This window comes from Pseudomonas sp. HOU2 (assembly GCF_040729435.1).
GTDB lineage: Bacteria > Pseudomonadota > Gammaproteobacteria > Pseudomonadales > Pseudomonadaceae > Aquipseudomonas.
This window is the reverse complement of sequence record NZ_CP160398.1, coordinates 4,714,825-4,729,267: the sequence shown is the minus strand read 5'-3', so window position 1 is coordinate 4,729,267 and position 14,443 is coordinate 4,714,825. Positions and strand designations below refer to the sequence as shown.

15 protein-coding genes are annotated in these 14,443 nt (G+C 61.4%); 10 read left to right on the top strand and 5 right to left on the bottom strand.

Translation table 11 applies throughout. The features are described 5' to 3' along the window. Nucleotides 1-462: 462 nt before the first annotated feature. The 4 genes from ABV589_RS21345 to ABV589_RS21330 form a co-directional block, all read right to left on the bottom strand. Nucleotides 463-1,221 carry a collagen-like protein gene (locus ABV589_RS21345; RefSeq protein ID WP_367083480.1) on the bottom strand — a complete coding sequence of 253 codons (759 nt, stop codon included), beginning with the start codon at nucleotides 1,219-1,221 and terminating at the stop codon, nucleotides 463-465. Then, nucleotides 1,214-1,489, bottom strand: coding sequence for a DUF1145 domain-containing protein (locus ABV589_RS21340; protein WP_007961894.1), 276 nt, complete (start codon nucleotides 1,487-1,489; stop codon nucleotides 1,214-1,216). Before ABV589_RS21340 ends, ABV589_RS21345 begins: the two co-directional genes overlap by 8 nt. A gap of 162 nt (nucleotides 1,490-1,651) precedes the next feature. Beyond that, nucleotides 1,652-2,374, bottom strand: coding sequence for an OmpA family protein (locus ABV589_RS21335; protein WP_108590261.1), 723 nt, complete (start codon nucleotides 2,372-2,374; stop codon nucleotides 1,652-1,654). Nucleotides 2,375-2,464: 90 nt separating this feature from the next. After that, nucleotides 2,465-3,160 carry an OmpA family protein gene (locus ABV589_RS21330; protein WP_007961897.1) on the bottom strand — a complete coding sequence of 232 codons (696 nt, stop codon included), beginning with the start codon at nucleotides 3,158-3,160 and terminating at the stop codon, nucleotides 2,465-2,467. A gap of 197 nt (nucleotides 3,161-3,357) precedes the next feature. Between ABV589_RS21330 and ABV589_RS21325 the strand changes: the two genes are divergently transcribed. The 4 genes from ABV589_RS21325 (at nucleotide 3,358) to ABV589_RS21310 (ending at nucleotide 5,143) form a co-directional block, all read left to right on the top strand. After that, complete coding sequence (locus tag ABV589_RS21325; RefSeq protein ID WP_367083477.1) at nucleotides 3,358-3,855, top strand: DUF6231 family protein; 498 nt, start codon at nucleotides 3,358-3,360, stop codon at nucleotides 3,853-3,855. A gap of 4 nt (nucleotides 3,856-3,859) precedes the next feature. Next, complete coding sequence (locus ABV589_RS21320; protein ID WP_367083475.1) at nucleotides 3,860-4,336, top strand: YchJ family protein; 477 nt, start codon at nucleotides 3,860-3,862, stop codon at nucleotides 4,334-4,336. A gap of 112 nt (nucleotides 4,337-4,448) precedes the next feature. Continuing rightward, a complete protein-coding gene (locus tag ABV589_RS21315; protein WP_367083473.1) occupies nucleotides 4,449-4,943 on the top strand; it encodes an LEA type 2 family protein in 495 nt (164 codons plus the stop codon). Next, nucleotides 4,940-5,143 carry an SEC-C metal-binding domain-containing protein gene (locus tag ABV589_RS21310; RefSeq protein WP_003198420.1) on the top strand — a complete coding sequence of 68 codons (204 nt, stop codon included), beginning with the start codon at nucleotides 4,940-4,942 and terminating at the stop codon, nucleotides 5,141-5,143. The genes ABV589_RS21315 and ABV589_RS21310 overlap by 4 nt, the downstream gene beginning before the upstream one ends. Nucleotides 5,144-5,335: 192 nt before the next feature. Here ABV589_RS21310 and ABV589_RS21305 read toward each other — a convergent pair whose 3' ends face one another. Then, on the bottom strand, nucleotides 5,336-5,893 hold the full coding sequence (locus ABV589_RS21305) for a cysteine hydrolase family protein (RefSeq protein ID WP_367083471.1): 558 nt from the start codon (nucleotides 5,891-5,893) through the stop codon (nucleotides 5,336-5,338). Between the two features lie 446 nt (nucleotides 5,894-6,339). Between ABV589_RS21305 and ABV589_RS21300 the strand changes: the two genes are divergently transcribed. The 6 genes from ABV589_RS21300 to ABV589_RS21275 all read left to right on the top strand — a co-directional run bounded on the left by ABV589_RS21300 (nucleotide 6,340) and on the right by ABV589_RS21275 (nucleotide 14,439). Next, nucleotides 6,340-8,790: a penicillin acylase family protein gene (locus tag ABV589_RS21300; RefSeq protein ID WP_367083470.1), complete on the top strand. Its 2,451-nt coding sequence runs from the start codon at nucleotides 6,340-6,342 to the stop codon at nucleotides 8,788-8,790. A gap of 266 nt (nucleotides 8,791-9,056) precedes the next feature. Continuing rightward, nucleotides 9,057-10,091, top strand: coding sequence for a ligase-associated DNA damage response exonuclease (locus ABV589_RS21295; protein WP_367083469.1), 1,035 nt, complete (start codon nucleotides 9,057-9,059; stop codon nucleotides 10,089-10,091). After that, nucleotides 10,088-11,776 carry an ATP-dependent DNA ligase gene (locus tag ABV589_RS21290; protein ID WP_367083467.1) on the top strand — a complete coding sequence of 563 codons (1,689 nt, stop codon included), beginning with the start codon at nucleotides 10,088-10,090 and terminating at the stop codon, nucleotides 11,774-11,776. The genes ABV589_RS21295 and ABV589_RS21290 overlap by 4 nt, the downstream gene beginning before the upstream one ends. Nucleotides 11,777-12,163: 387 nt before the next feature. Continuing rightward, the gene (locus ABV589_RS21285) at nucleotides 12,164-12,946 is read left to right on the top strand and encodes a transporter substrate-binding domain-containing protein (RefSeq protein WP_003222321.1); all 783 of its coding nucleotides are present in this window, start codon (nucleotides 12,164-12,166) and stop codon (nucleotides 12,944-12,946) included. Nucleotides 12,947-13,003: 57 nt separating this feature from the next. After that, complete coding sequence (locus ABV589_RS21280; RefSeq protein ID WP_003222319.1) at nucleotides 13,004-13,732, top strand: ABC transporter permease; 729 nt, start codon at nucleotides 13,004-13,006, stop codon at nucleotides 13,730-13,732. Continuing rightward, on the top strand, nucleotides 13,729-14,439 hold the full coding sequence (locus ABV589_RS21275) for an ABC transporter permease (RefSeq protein WP_367083466.1): 711 nt from the start codon (nucleotides 13,729-13,731) through the stop codon (nucleotides 14,437-14,439). The genes ABV589_RS21280 and ABV589_RS21275 overlap by 4 nt, the downstream gene beginning before the upstream one ends. Nucleotides 14,440-14,443: the final 4 nt, after the last annotated feature.

The following is a 14,443-nucleotide window of genomic DNA, read 5'->3' as shown; positions in this document are numbered from 1 at the left end:
CGGCGCGGCCGATGTTCTGACCCACTGACGACCTGCACTATTTGTGGCGAGGGAGCTTGCTCCCGCTGGGCTGCGCAGCAGCCCCAAATCAGCTGGCGCGTTCAATCTGACGAAACGCGGTATCCGGGGTGGGGCCGCTACGCGACCCAGCGGGAGCAAGCTCCCTCGCCACAATTGTGAGTAGCGCTGTTATTTAGAGGCGCTGCACAGCCACAGCCCCCGCCGCACCCGCAGGCCCAAGCTGGCGATCCGTTCTGGTGGCGATCACGGCGGCGCGGCCGATGTTCTAAGCCACTGACCACAAGCATTTTTGTGGCGAGGGAGCTTGCTCCCGCTGGGCTGCGCAGCAGCCCCAAATCAGACGACGCGTTCAATCTGATGGAGCGCGGTATCCGGGGTGGGGCCGCTACGCGACCCAGCGGGAGCAAGCTCCCTCGCCACAGTTGTGAATTGTGCGGTGCTTTAGAGGCGCTGCACGGTCACAGCCCCCGCCGCACCCGCAGGCCCTGGCTGACCATCAGCCCCGGCCTTGCCGTTTTTGCCGCCATCGGCGCGGTACACCAGGCAGCCCTTGGACTTGCCGCCTTGGCCGGCCTTGCCGCCAACACCTGCTGGGCCACCGGCGCCGCCAGCGACGTTGACCTTGATCAGTTCAGCCGGAAACTCGCGCGGCACTTCAAGACGCACCAACGCACCCGGTGCACCCGGCTGGCCGTCGCTGCCATTACTACCATCAAAACCGTGACCGGCCGCGCCCCAGGTGCAGCCCGGGTCTTCACCGTTGCCGCCATCCAGGCCGACAAAACCCGGCGCGCCGGTGCCGCCGCGGGCGTCGACAAACAGTTTTGGCGCGTCCAGCGCCTTGAACTGCAAATTCAGATTGCGTCCGGCGCGGGCAGCTTTTTCATAGGTGCCCGGCGCCCCGCGTGCAGTGATCAGGCTGCCTTCGGACAACTGCGCACGGCTGACTTTCATGTCCAGCGCCTGTTCACTCGGGACGATCGCAATGCGCGCTTCGTGGCCCAGGCGCAATTCGCCGACAGTCAGCTCAGTCACGTTGGAAGGAATCAGCAAGGTGCCGTAATCCGCCACTTCCAGCCGTTCCAGCTGCAAAGTGCTGGCGGTGTTGGGCAAACGCATCAGGGAATTGGTTTCGACGCTGACCACCTGGGCGCAGGCCAGGGGACTGATGAGTGCAGCGAGCAGGCAAAGTTTACGCATGGGAAGAAGCCTCCGGAGCGGCCGGGGCCGGGATGGTTTGCAGGTGGAATACGCCGAACAGCAGGATGCGCAGACGGTCGCGCCACGGATTGGGACGCCCCTTGAGGCGCGAGAACAGCAGTTCCAGAACATGCAGCGCCAGCAACAGGCCGCCGGCCAGATTGACCAGCAGATGCAGCGGATGCACAAACGGCAGCAGCAGATTGACCACCACCACGCACCAGAACAGCAGGGTCAGCAAACGCCCCAGCCCCCAGAAAACCTTCATACGCTCCCCCGTGTCGGAATTATTCTTTGGGCGCACAGTAACGGCTTACGCGGGGGATAAGCCAGAGGGGCAAAAGAAAAAACTTTTGTCAGTCGTCGGATCGCTGCCGGTTCGACGACGATCGTCGACCGGCAGCTCTAGCCTGCGGACTACAGACAAGTCCTAGCGATTGATATGCAACTCCACCCGACGGTTTTTCGCCCGTCCCTCGTCGGTCGCGTTGTCAGCCACCGGCTCGCTCTCGCCGCGTCCTTCACTGGTCAGTTTGTCCGGCGCCAGGCCCTGACTTAGCAGGTACGCCGCCACGCTGCTGGCGCGTCGTTCCGACAACGCCTGGTTATAGGCATCCGAACCTTTGCTGTCGGTATGGCCGATGACCTTGATGCTCACCACGTCGGCATTGCGCAACTTGTCCATCAGCGTATCGAGCTGAGCCTTGGCAGCCGGGGTCAGATCCGACTTGTCGAAATCGAACAACACATTGCCGGCATCGCTGAGGGTGATGACTTCGGTTTGCGGCGCAGGCTCGGGGGCTTTTGCAGTGACCGGATATTGCGGCAGCGGACAGCCACGATGATCGACCGGAGTATTGGCCGGGGTGTCAGGGCAACGGTCGCGGCGGTCGAACACGCCATCGCCGTCTTCATCGCCATCCTGGGCATAACAGATTAGCCCGCCAGTCAGAATCCCCAGCGCCGCACCGCCACCGGCCCAGCCGCCACTTTCAATGGCGCCAAGACCGCCACCGACCAGCCCGCCGATCAGGCTGCAGATCGGCCACGTACGTTGATTGAGGGGGGCATCGCCATCGCTATGAGTGGCGCAACCGGTGAGCAGGCTGCCCAGCAGCAGCACCGGCAAGACGGACCTTGAGAAAACAGTCATTGTGAAAGCTCCTGTGTCACCGGCCCATACCGGTTACACAGGAGTAAAGACCCGCATCCGCGACTGCACAAGCCGCGGATGCGAGAGGGACTAGCGGACGATTTTGATTTCGGTGCGACGGTTCTGTGCGCGGCCATCGGCGGTTTTGTTATCCGCCACTGGCTGGCTTTCACCCATGCCCGATACCGAAACGAAGCTGGCACGCGGCACACCTTGGGAGATCAGGTATTCCACCACCGAGTGCGCGCGACGATCCGACAGTTTCTTGTTGTAGGCATCGCTGCCGACGCTGTCGGTGTGGCCGGTCACGGTCAGTTGCGCCGTGGACGACTCTTGTTTCAGGCGCGTGGCGACTTTGTCCAGAACCTGTTTATCGGCACCGGTCAGGGTGGCTTTGTCGAACTGGAAGTGCACATCGCGGATGACGATGGTTTCTTCCTTGACCACGACGGCCTCTTCTACCACTGGCGCCGGGGCTGGTGGAGGGCAGCCGTCAGCATCGACCTGCACGCCTTTAGGCGTGTGCGGGCACTTGTCGCGACTGTCCGGCACACCATCGCCGTCTTCGTCGCCATCGCCGTGCACCCAGCAATAGGCTGCTGCCGTACCGCCGACCAACAGGGCGCCGTAGCCGGCCCACGCCGAACTCTCCGTCGCACCGAGGCCCGCACCGACCACACCACCGACCGCCGCACAGGTCGGCCAGTCGGTTTTCTGCAAACCTGCGCAACCAGTCAACACACTGGTTAGCAGAATCAAAGGTAATGCTGTCCGAACTATGCTCATCTGGTTTTCTCCTGAGGGATCGGCTTAGAACCGATTCACGGAGTAAAGACCGGAGTTTTAATCTCCGCCAGCAATAGGCCAGCGTCATTTGGGACCGTGTTCACAGGGATTTGGTACTTTTGCCACGCGCGACAAATCGGGGTCTAGGCCGGATCCGTCTGGCGCGCTAGTCTTGGCGATCTGATTGAGGAGCTTCGATGAACGTCGCCATTTCTCCGCGCACGCCGCAACAGGCGCTGGCCGCTTTACTGGATCGCTATGCCCCGGCGCGTGTGCTGCTGATCGGCGCCAGCGAATTTCCGGCGCTCGCCGCTTTCAAGCAGGCACATCCGGACACCTGCGTGGCCCACGCCGCACCCGGTGCATTGCCCGCCGAACTCGCGGCGCGGCGCTTCGATCTGGCGCTGGTGGTCGATTGTCTGGAACATCTGCCCAAGCGCGACGGCCTGAACCTGCTGGGCGGGATCCGCAACCTCAACGCCAGCCGAATCGCCGTGCTGGCGGATCTGCCGGCCAGCGGCTGGCAGGAAACCGATTTCTACTCACTGGCGCTGCAAGCCAGCGAACGCTTTCAGCGTGACGATCAGGTACTGACCCTGTTCACCTATGATCTGCTTGACTACAAACAAGTCCCCGACTGGCTCAACTCGCGGTTCTGGGCCAATCCGGAAAACTTCGGCAAATACTGGTGGTAATGCAATGAGTACAGCCATTTGCCCGTGCGGCAGCGGCAACCTGCTGGAGGCCTGCTGCGGCCACTATCACGAAGGCCACCCGGCGCCGTGCGCCGAAGCGCTGATGCGTTCACGCTACAGCGCCTACGTGCTGGGGCTGATCGATTATCTGGTGGCCACCACCCTGCCCGCCCAGCAGGCCGGTCTGGATCGCCAGGCGATCAGCGCCTGGAGCGCGCAGAGCACCTGGCTCGGCCTTGAGGTCGAAAGCTCGGAAGTGTTCGGCGGCCAGCCCGAACATGCGTTCGTCACCTTCACCGCGCGCTGGCACGACAGCCAGGGCGAACACAGCCACCGCGAGCGTTCCTCGTTCGTGCAGAACGCCGGGCGCTGGTACTTCATCGACCCGACCGTGCAATTGAAGCTGGGGCGCAACGATGCGTGTCCGTGTGCCAGCGGGCAGAAGTTCAAGAAGTGCTGTGCGGGGTATTTCGGCGCGTAGGATCAAAAGATCGCAGCCTGCGGCAGCTCCTACAGGGAACGCAACGCATGTAGGAGCTGCCGCAGGCTGCGATCTTTTTAGCGTCTAGACTGGCTGCAAAGGGAGTTCAAACATGCTCGGTCGTTGGCGCACATTTCAGTTCTTCATATTGATGCTGATCCTGAACCTCGGCGGTTGCGCCTCCTGGTTCAGCGACGACAGCGTCGACCCCGCCGTGCACCTGGTGAAAGTCGAGGTGGTACGGGCCAAATTGCTCGAACAGAAATTCATCCTGCACTTTCGTATCGACAACCCCAACGACAGCGACCTGACCGTGCGCGGCATGGAATATCGCATTCATCTGGCCGATATGCTGCTGGCCGAAGGCGAACATGAACACTGGATCACTGTGGGGCCGAAAAGCAGCGGGTTCTACCGGATACCGATCCGCACCAACCTGTGGCCTCGGGTAAAAGACGTGGTGAAAATGCTGAAAAGTCCCAATCAGCAGATTCCCTATCGGCTGCAGGGCGAAATGGAAACCGGTTTATTCATCGCCCACTACGTGCACCTGGAGCGCAATGGCGTGATAATCCCCGCCGATTTAATTCCGGAGCACAACCGATGACTCAGCAACCTCATGTCCATGGCCCTGACTGCAACCACGATCATGACCATCATCACGATCACGACCATGGTCATGTCCACGGCCCGAACTGCGGCCACGCCCACCAGGAACCGGTGCGCAACGCCCTGAAAGACGTCGGCCGCAACGACCCTTGCCCATGCGGCAACGGCAAGAAATTCAAGAAGTGCCACGGCGCTTGATGTTTCCGGTGAAGACCTTCTTCGCCTGAACCATCGCCATCGCGAGCAGGCTCACTCCTACATTCGAGCGCATTCCTCCAGCTGGAATGCAATCACTGTGGGAGCTGGCTTGCCAGCGATGAGGCCGGCACATCCAGCATTGATGTAGCCTGACGCTCCGCTATCGCTTGCAAGCCAGCTCCCACAGGTTCCTCAGGCGACTGCCAGAATCCGCGCAGCACTGACCACCGTCGCATACTCCCCGTGCAAATTCCCCAGCGACATCCCGTGCACCTCTTCGGCTGAACGCGGTGTGCCGAAGTAATCGGCCTTGTCGAAGGTAAAACAGGCGTCCTCCGCCACCCAGGCGTCAAATCCCAGATTGCCCGCCGTGCGCGCTGTGGATTCCACCGAGTTGTTGGTCGCTACACCAACAATGATCAATTGCCCGATCCCCGCCTCACGCAACTGCCCTTCCAACCCCGTGGCACAAAACGCATCCGGCACCTGTTTCTGGATCAGCCATTCGCCGTCCTGCGGCAAGAATCTCTGCTGAAATTCAACTCCTGACTGCCCGGGCCAGAACACCGAACCCGGTTCGCGCGACAGATGCTGCACATGAATCACCGGCCGTCCGCTACTGCGCCACGCCCTCAGTAAATCGAGCATGCGTTCTTCGGCCTGTGGATTGTTCCGCCTGCCCAGGCGCGGCTGCAGAATGCCTTGTTGCTGGTCGATGATGATCAGTGCAGCGTTGGCCTGAAGCTCCATGGCGTTTTTTTCTCATGCGGGGTCAGTGAATTTCCCGCACTTCAGCATCACCGCCACGGGGTGAGCAAGCTCTGATTCAACCCGATCAAGGATCGCCCGGCGACGGTGAACGCGTATGTCTTGGTGCAGAAGATCACCCCACCGAAATCCTGATATCTGGATGGATCGTTGTTGTGGCGAGGGAGCTTGCTCCCGCTGGAGTGCGAAGCGCTCCCAAACGGGTCGCCGCGATCTATCAGAAAAATGCGCAGTCTGGATAACGACTGCTGCGCAGCCGAGCGGGAGCAAGCTCCCTCGCCACAAAAACACTGTTATCTCTGCAGATTTGCTGTTGGTCAGACAAATACAGAAATAACCACTCGCCCCGCTTGCGCGGCCACCGCCTGCTCACTAACGTAGCGGCTTTATTGCGCCCCCAGCCTCTACACCCCCGCAGGAGCTTTGCCATGGCCTCGCCAGCCCTTACACATTTTCTTCCCCGGTTCGGCGTTGCCGCAGCAGTGACCGGTGTCTTGAGCCTGTCCGGTTGCCAGACCTGGAACGCGCAGGACACCCTGCCGCCCACCTCCGGCGTGCAACCGCTCAAGGGCCTGGCGCAGAACGTTTCGGTGCGACGCAATGCCATGGGCATGCCGTTGATCGAAAGCAACAGCTTCCACGACGCGCTGTTCACCCTCGGTTACGTGCATGCCAGCGACCGCATCAACCAGATGGTCACCCTGCGCCTGCTGGCCCAGGGCCGACTGGCGGAAATGTCCGGTGCTTCGATGCTCGACGCCGACCGCTACATGCGCGCGGTCAACCTGAAGAAGAGCGCCGACGAGCTGTACAAGGCCTCCTCGCCACGCCTCAAGCGCTTCTTCGAAGTCTATGCGCGGGGCGTCAACGCCTACCTGTTCCGCTACGCCGATAAACTGCCGGGCGATCTCGCCAGCAGCGGCTACAAGCCGGAATACTGGAAACCGGAAGATTCGGCGCTGATGTTCGCGCTGCTGAACTTCAGCCAGTCGGCCAACCTGCCGGAAGAGATTTCCTCACTGGTGCTGGCGCAGACCGTGACCAGCGACAAACTCGCCTGGCTGACCCCGTCCGCACCGGATGAAAACCTGCCACTGGCCGAAGCCGACAAGCTGCAAGGCCTCAAGCTCAACGGGCAGATCCCCGGCCTGACGGAACTGAGCAACGCCAGCCAGCAACTGGCGGCGGTGAATCTGCTGGGCGCCAGCACCTCGAACAACTGGGCCATCGCCCCGCAACGCAGCCGCAGCGGCAAGAGCATTCTCGCCAGCGATGCCCATGGCCCACTGGCAGCGCCGTCGCTGTGGACTTTCGTGCAGATCCGCGCGCCGAAATATCAGGCCGCCGGTGTCACCGTCGCCGGTTTGCCGATGGTCCTCGGTGGCTTCAACGGCAAAGTCGCGTGGAGCGCCACCAGCGTGCTCGGCGACAATCAGGACCTGTTCCTGGAAAAAATCCGCCGTCAGGGCAGCAGCCTGACCTATGAGGTCAACGGCAAATGGCAGCCGCTGGGCGTGCGCAACGAAACCTATTTCGTCAAAGGCCAGCGGCCGATTCGCGAAGCCGTGTATGAAACCCGCCACGGCGCGCTGCTCAACAGTGCCCAGGCTGCGGCGCAAGGCAACGGTTTCGGCCTGGCCCTGCAGACCCCGAGCTTCACCGATGACAAATCGCTGGACGCATTTTTCGATCTGACCCGCGCGCAGAACGTTGAACGCGCGTCAGACGCCAGCCGCGAGATCCGCGCCATCGCCCTGAACATGGTGTTCGCCGACGCCAGCAATATTGGCTGGCAAGTCACCGGACGTTTCCCCAACCGTCGCGAAGGCGAAGGCCTGCTGCCATCGCCGGGCTGGGAGGGTCGTTACGACTGGGACGGTTACGCCGACCCGATGTTGCACCCGTACGATCAGGACCCGACCCAGGGCTGGCTCGGCACCGCCAACCAGCGGGTCATTCCTCACGGCTACGGCATGCAGTTGTCCAACTCGTGGGCGGCGCCGGAGCGCGGTGAGCGCTTGGCGGAACTGGCCAACAGCGGCAAACAGGACGGTCGCAGCGTGATCGCCATGCAGTACGACCAGACCACCACCTTCGCTGCCAAGCTGAAGAAAATGTTTGAAGCGCCGGGCATGAAGCAGCCGCTGAAACAGGCGATCGACGCCCTGCCGGAAGCCGATCGCAGCAAGGCGCGCGAAGCCTTCACGCGGTTGATGGCGTTTGACGGCAAGCTCAGCCCGACCTCGGCGGATGCGGCGATCTATGAACTGTTCCTGCAAGAAAGCATGAAGCAGATCTTCCTCGACGAACTTGGCCCCGAGTCCAGCCCGGCGTGGAAAGCCTTTGTTGCCAATGGCGACTTGTCCTACGCGGCGCAGGCCGATCACCTGCTCGGGCGCGAAGACAGCCCGTTCTGGGATGACCTTCGCACCCCGCAGAAAGAAGACAAAGCGCAGATTCTGGCGCGCAGTCTGGCGGCCGCGATCAACGCTGGCGACAGTCAGTTGGGTGGCGATCACAAGGCCTGGCAGTGGGGCAAACTGCACAGCTACACGTGGAAAAACGCCAACGGCCAGACCGTTCGCGGCCCGCTGGCAGCCGGTGGCGATCACACCACGCTCAATACCTCGGCGTTTACCTGGGGTCAGGACTTCAACACCACCCGTGCGCCGTCGATGCGTTTCATCGTCGACTTCAGCCAGAGCGAGCCGCTGATGGGGCAGAACGGCACCGGCCAGTCCGGCAACCCCGCCAGCCCGAACTACCTCAACGGCATCGACGCCTGGCTCAAGGGCCAGTACATCGGCTTGCCGCTGCAGCCGCAGAACTTTGACCGGGTGTATGGCAAGACGCGTTTGACCCTGACCCCGGGCAAGTAAGGCAAACATCAAAAGCCCCTCACCCTAACCCTCTCCCAAGGGAGAGGGGACTGACGGAGTTGTTCTTTCGCAATACACCGACCTGAACGTGCCGCACCGAATCCATAATCGACGCGGACTTTCAGGTCGATGTAGCTGGCCAGACACCTCGGTCGGCTCCCTCTCCCTCCGGGAGAGGGCTGGGGTGAGGGGGCTTTCTAAAATCGATAGAACTTCCGGACTCGCGCCAACCTCATAGCTAACAAGCCCTCCATTCTGGTAACGACATGGACCTTGTTATCGCCCGCCCCGAAGGTTTGTATTGCCCTGCCGGGGATTTCTATATTGATCCGTGGCGCCCGGTCGAGCGCTCGGTGATCACTCATGCCCACGGCGATCATGCCCGTGGCGGCAACCAGCATTACCTTGCCAGCAGCGCCAGCGAAGGGATTTTGCGTGCGCGTCTGGGTCAGGACATCAACCTGCAAACCCTCGCCTACGGCCAGCGACTGACCCACCACGGCGTGACCTTGAGTTTCCACCCTGCCGGGCACGTGCTCGGTTCGGCCCAGGTGCGTCTGGAATACGGCGGTGAGGTCTGGGTCGCATCCGGCGATTACAAGATCGAACCTGATGGCACCTGCGCGCCGTTCGAACCGGTGCGCTGCCACACCTTCATCACCGAATCGACTTTCGGCCTGCCAATCTATCGCTGGCAGCCACAGGCGCAGGTGTTCAACGAGATCAACCAGTGGTGGCAGGCGAACATTGCGGCGGGCAAGGCCAGCGTGCTGTTCTGTTATTCATTCGGCAAGGCTCAGCGGATTCTGCACGGCATCGACGCCAGCCTCGGCCCGATCCTCAGCCACGGTGCAGTCGAGCCGCTGAATCGGGTTTACCGCGAGGCCGGTGTGTACCTGCCGCCGACGATCTACGCCGGTGATGTGAAGAAGTCCGACCCGATCATGCGCCAGGCGTTGGTGATCGCCCCGCCCTCGGCGGGCGGCAGTACCTGGATGCGCCGCTTCGGTGATTTCAGCGATGCGTTTGCCAGCGGCTGGATGCGTTTGCGCGGCACCCGCCGGCGGCGCGGTGTGGATCGCGGTTTCGTGTTGTCGGATCACGCCGACTGGCCCGGCCTGCTCTGGGCCATCGAACAGACCGGCGCCGAACGCGTGATGGTCACCCACGGTTCGATCGGCGTGCTGGTGCGGCATCTGCGGGAAAAGGGTCTGGATGCGCAGGGGTTCAACACCGAATACGGCGACGATGAAGAGGAAAACATCGCCGCCGAACCTGTGATCGCCGAGGTGCAAGCATGAAAGCCTTCGCCGAGTTGTATGCCGAACTCGACGCCACCACGTCCAGCAACGCCAAACTGGCCGCCATGCAAGCCTATTTCGCCCAGGCTGCACCGCAGGATGCGGCGTGGGCGGTGTACTTTCTGTCCGGCGGGCGCCCACGCCAACTGGTGCCAGTGCGGATCCTGCGCGAACTGGCCGTCGAGGTCTCGGGGCTGCAACCGTGGCTGTTCGAGGAAAGTTATCAATCCGTCGGCGATTTGGCGGAAACGATTTCCCTGGTGCTGCCGGAAAATTCACACAGCTCCGAAGCCGGCCTTGCCGAATGGATCGAAGACAAGCTGCTGCCGCTGCGCGGTGAAACCCCGGAGTACCTCGCCCGCCACCTGCCCGCGCTATGGGCGCAACTGGATCGGCCGAGCCTGATGCTGTGCATCAAGCTGATCACCGGCAGTTTCCGCGTCGGCGTGTCGAAACTGCTGGTCACCCGCGCTCTGGCGTCGATGGCCGGCCTCGACAGCAAACGCGTGGCGCAGCGCCTGGTGGGGTACACCGACCTGTCGAACCGGCCGAATGCCGCGAGCTATTTGAAACTGATCGCGCCGGAGTCCGCCGACGAACATGCGCAACGTGGCGGCCAGCCCTACCCGTTTTTCCTCGCGCATGCCTTGTCGCAACCGGTCGAGGAATTTGAAGGGCTGCTGGGGCCGGCGAGCAACTGGCAGGTGGAATGGAAGTGGGATGGCATCCGCGCGCAGGTGGTCAAGCGCGAGGGTCGGCTGTGGGTCTGGTCGCGGGGTGAAGAACTGGTGACCGAGCGTTTCCCCGAGTTCGACACACTGGTCCACGCGTTACCGGACGGCACGGTAATCGACGGCGAAATCGTGGTCTGGAAAAGCACCCATCCGAGCACCGCAGACGCCTTCGATCCGCAATCGACAGAACCACCGGCGGTGCAACCCTTCGCCCTGCTGCAGCAACGCATCGGGCGCAAGACCCTCGACAGGAAAATCCTCGAAGAGGTGCCGGTGGTGGTGCTCGCCTACGACTTGCTGGAATGGCAGGGCGAGGACTGGCGTAACCGTCCGCAGGCCGAACGGCGGGCGCAACTGGAACAAGTGATCGCCCGCGGTAACAACCCGGTGTTACTGGCCTCGCCGATTCTGACCGGCAGCGACTGGTTCGATCTCGCCCAACAGCGTGAAGCCTCACGGCGCCTCGGTGTCGAGGGCATGATGCTCAAGGCCCGTGACGCGCTGTATGGCGTAGGCCGGACCAAGGACATGGGCGTGTGGTGGAAGTGGAAGGTCGATCCGTTCAGCGTCGATGCGGTGTTGATCTATGCCCAGCGCGGACATGGTCGGCGCGCCAGTCTGTACAGCGATTACACCTTCGCCGTGTGGGACGGCCCGCCGGAGTCCAGCCAACGCGCGCTGGTGCCGTTCGCCAAGGCCTATTCGGGGCTGACCGACGAAGAGATGCGCCAGGTCGACAGCATTGTGCGCAAGACCACCGTGGAAAAATTCGGCCCGGTCAGTAGCGTCAAACCGAGTCTGGTGTTCGAACTGGGTTTCGAAGGTATCGCCCTGTCGCGACGGCACAAGAGCGGGATCGCCGTGCGTTTCCCGCGCATGCTGCGCTGGCGGCAGGATAAAACGGTGGATGAGGCGGACAGTCTGGCGACGTTGCAGGATTTGCTGGCCTGACCCGGTTTCCCGGGACACTGATCACAATTAACTGAGTGAACCCCCTGTGGCGAGGGAGCTTGCTCCCGCTCGACTGCGCAGCAGTCGCAAAAAATGCGGTCTGTCTGAAAATCCTGGGGAGTGCTTCGCCCTCCAGCGGGAGCAAGCTCCCTCGCCACAATAGCTCGTCACATTACTTAAAAATGCCTGCATCGACCCAATATGGTGCAGCCTTCAACCGCCGCCCATTCCCGTGCACCAATCCCTCTCCCTCCCCCCTCCCCCAACCTTTTAAAACACTTGTTCGGGACTCTGGTTCGGAAATTGCTACTTTCTATAGGTCGTACGCGTTGCAGTAACAATAATTCTGCGCCACAAGCGCTCATATTGGTTCTTAGGGATTGAATAATGAAAAAAGCATTGCTGACCCTTTCTGCACTGGCGTTGTGCATGGCTGCCGGCTCCGCGCTGGCCAAGGAATACAAAGAGCTGCGTTTTGGCGTTGATCCTTCCTACGCACCGTTCGAGTCGAAAGCGGCTGACGGCAGCCTGGTGGGCTTCGACATCGACCTGGGCAACGCGATCTGCGCCGAGCTGAAGGTCAAGTGCAAATGGGTTGAAAGCGACTTCGACGGCATGATTCCGGGCCTCAACGCCAACAAATTCGACGGTGTGATCTCGTCGATGACCGTGACCCCGGCCCGTGAAAAGGCGATCGACTTCTCCAGCGAGCTGTTCTCCGGCCCGACTTCCTACGTGTTCAAGAAGGGCTCCGGCCTTAGCGATGACGTCGCTTCCCTCAAGGGCAAGTCCGTGGGTTACGAGCAAGGCACCATCCAGGAAGCCTACGCCAAGGCTGTGCTGGAGAAGGCCGGGGTGAAAATCCAGGCGTATGCCAACCAGGATCAGGTCTACGCCGACCTGAAAAACGGCCGTCTCGACGCCTCGATTCAGGACATGCTGCAAGCCGAACTGGGCTTTTTGAAGTCGCCGGATGGCGCCAACTACGAAGTCAGCAAGCCGGTCGACAGCGAATTGCTGCCAGCCAAAACCGCTGTCGGTATTAAGAAAGGTAACAAAGAGCTGAAGGCGCTTTTAGATAAAGGTATCAAAGCGTTACACGATGACGGCAAATACGCCGAGATTCAAAAGAAACACTTTGGCGATCTGAATCTGTACAGCGGTAAATAATGCCCTGGCGCCCATCAGTCGATGGGCGCCTTTTCCATCCGCTCAGGTTGCTGATTTATGTTCGAAAACCTCTTACAAAATCTGGGGCTCTCCGCCTTCAGCCTCAAGGGCTTCGGTCCGTTGCTGTTGGAAGGCACCTGGATGACCATCAAATTGTCGGCGTTGTCGCTGCTGGTGGCCGTGTTGCTCGGCCTCTTGGGCGCCAGTGCCAAACTGTCGAAATCCAAACTGCTGCGCCTGCCTGCCCAGCTCTACACCACGCTGATTCGCGGGGTGCCGGATCTGGTGCTGATGCTGTTGATCTTCTACAGCCTGCAAACCTGGCTGACTGCCCTGACCGATGTCATGGAATGGGACTACATCGAAATCGACTCTTTCACCGCCGGGGTGATCACCCTGGGCTTCATCTATGGCGCGTATTTCACCGAAACCTTCCGTGGGGCGATTCTCGCCGTACCGCGCGGTCAGGTCGAAGCGGCCACCGCCTATGGCCTCAAGCGCGGCCAGCGTTTTCGCTTCGTGGTGTTCCCGCAAATGATGCGCTTCGCCCTGCCAGGCATCGGCAACAACTGGATGGTGATGCTCAAGGCCACCGCGCTGGTGTCGATCATCGGTCTGGCGGATCTGGTCAAAGCCGCGCAGGACGCCGGTAAAAGCACCTATCAACTGTTCTACTTCCTGGTACTCGCCGCCTTGATCTATCTGCTGATCACCAGTGCTTCGAACGTCATCCTGCGCTGGCTCGAACGGCGTTACGCCGCCGGTGCCCGGGAGGCCGTACGATGATCGAACTCCTGCAGGAATACTGGAAACCCTTCCTTTATACCGACGGCAACAATATCACCGGTCTGGCGATGACCATGTGGCTGCTCAGCGCCTCGATCTTCATCGGTTTTCTGGTGTCGATCCCGCTGTCGATTGCCCGGGTCTCGCCGCATTTCTATGTGCGCTGGCCGGTGCAGTTCTACACCTACCTGTTCCGTGGCACGCCGCTCTACATCCAGTTGCTGATCTGCTACACCGGGATTTACAGCCTGGCCGCCGTGCGTGCGCAGCCGTTGCTCGACAGTTTCTTTCGCGATGCGATGAACTGCACGATCCTCGCGTTCGCCCTGAACACCTGCGCCTACACCACGGAGATTTTCGCCGGGGCGATCCGCAGCATGAATCACGGTGAAGTCGAAGCGGCCAAGGCCTACGGGCTGACCGGCTGGAAGCTGTACGCCTATGTGATCATGCCTTCGGCGCTGCGCCGGTCGTTGCCGTATTACAGCAACGAAGTGATCCTGATGCTGCACTCGACCACCGTGGCCTTCACCGCGACCATCCCCGACATCCTGAAAGTGGCGCGGGACGCCAACTCGGCGACCTACCTGACCTTTCAGTCGTTCGGCATCGCCGCGCTGATCTACCTGACCATTACCTTTGCGCTGGTCGGCCTGTTCCGCCTTGCCGAACGCCGATGGCTGGCCTTCCTCGGGCCGACCCACTAGGAAA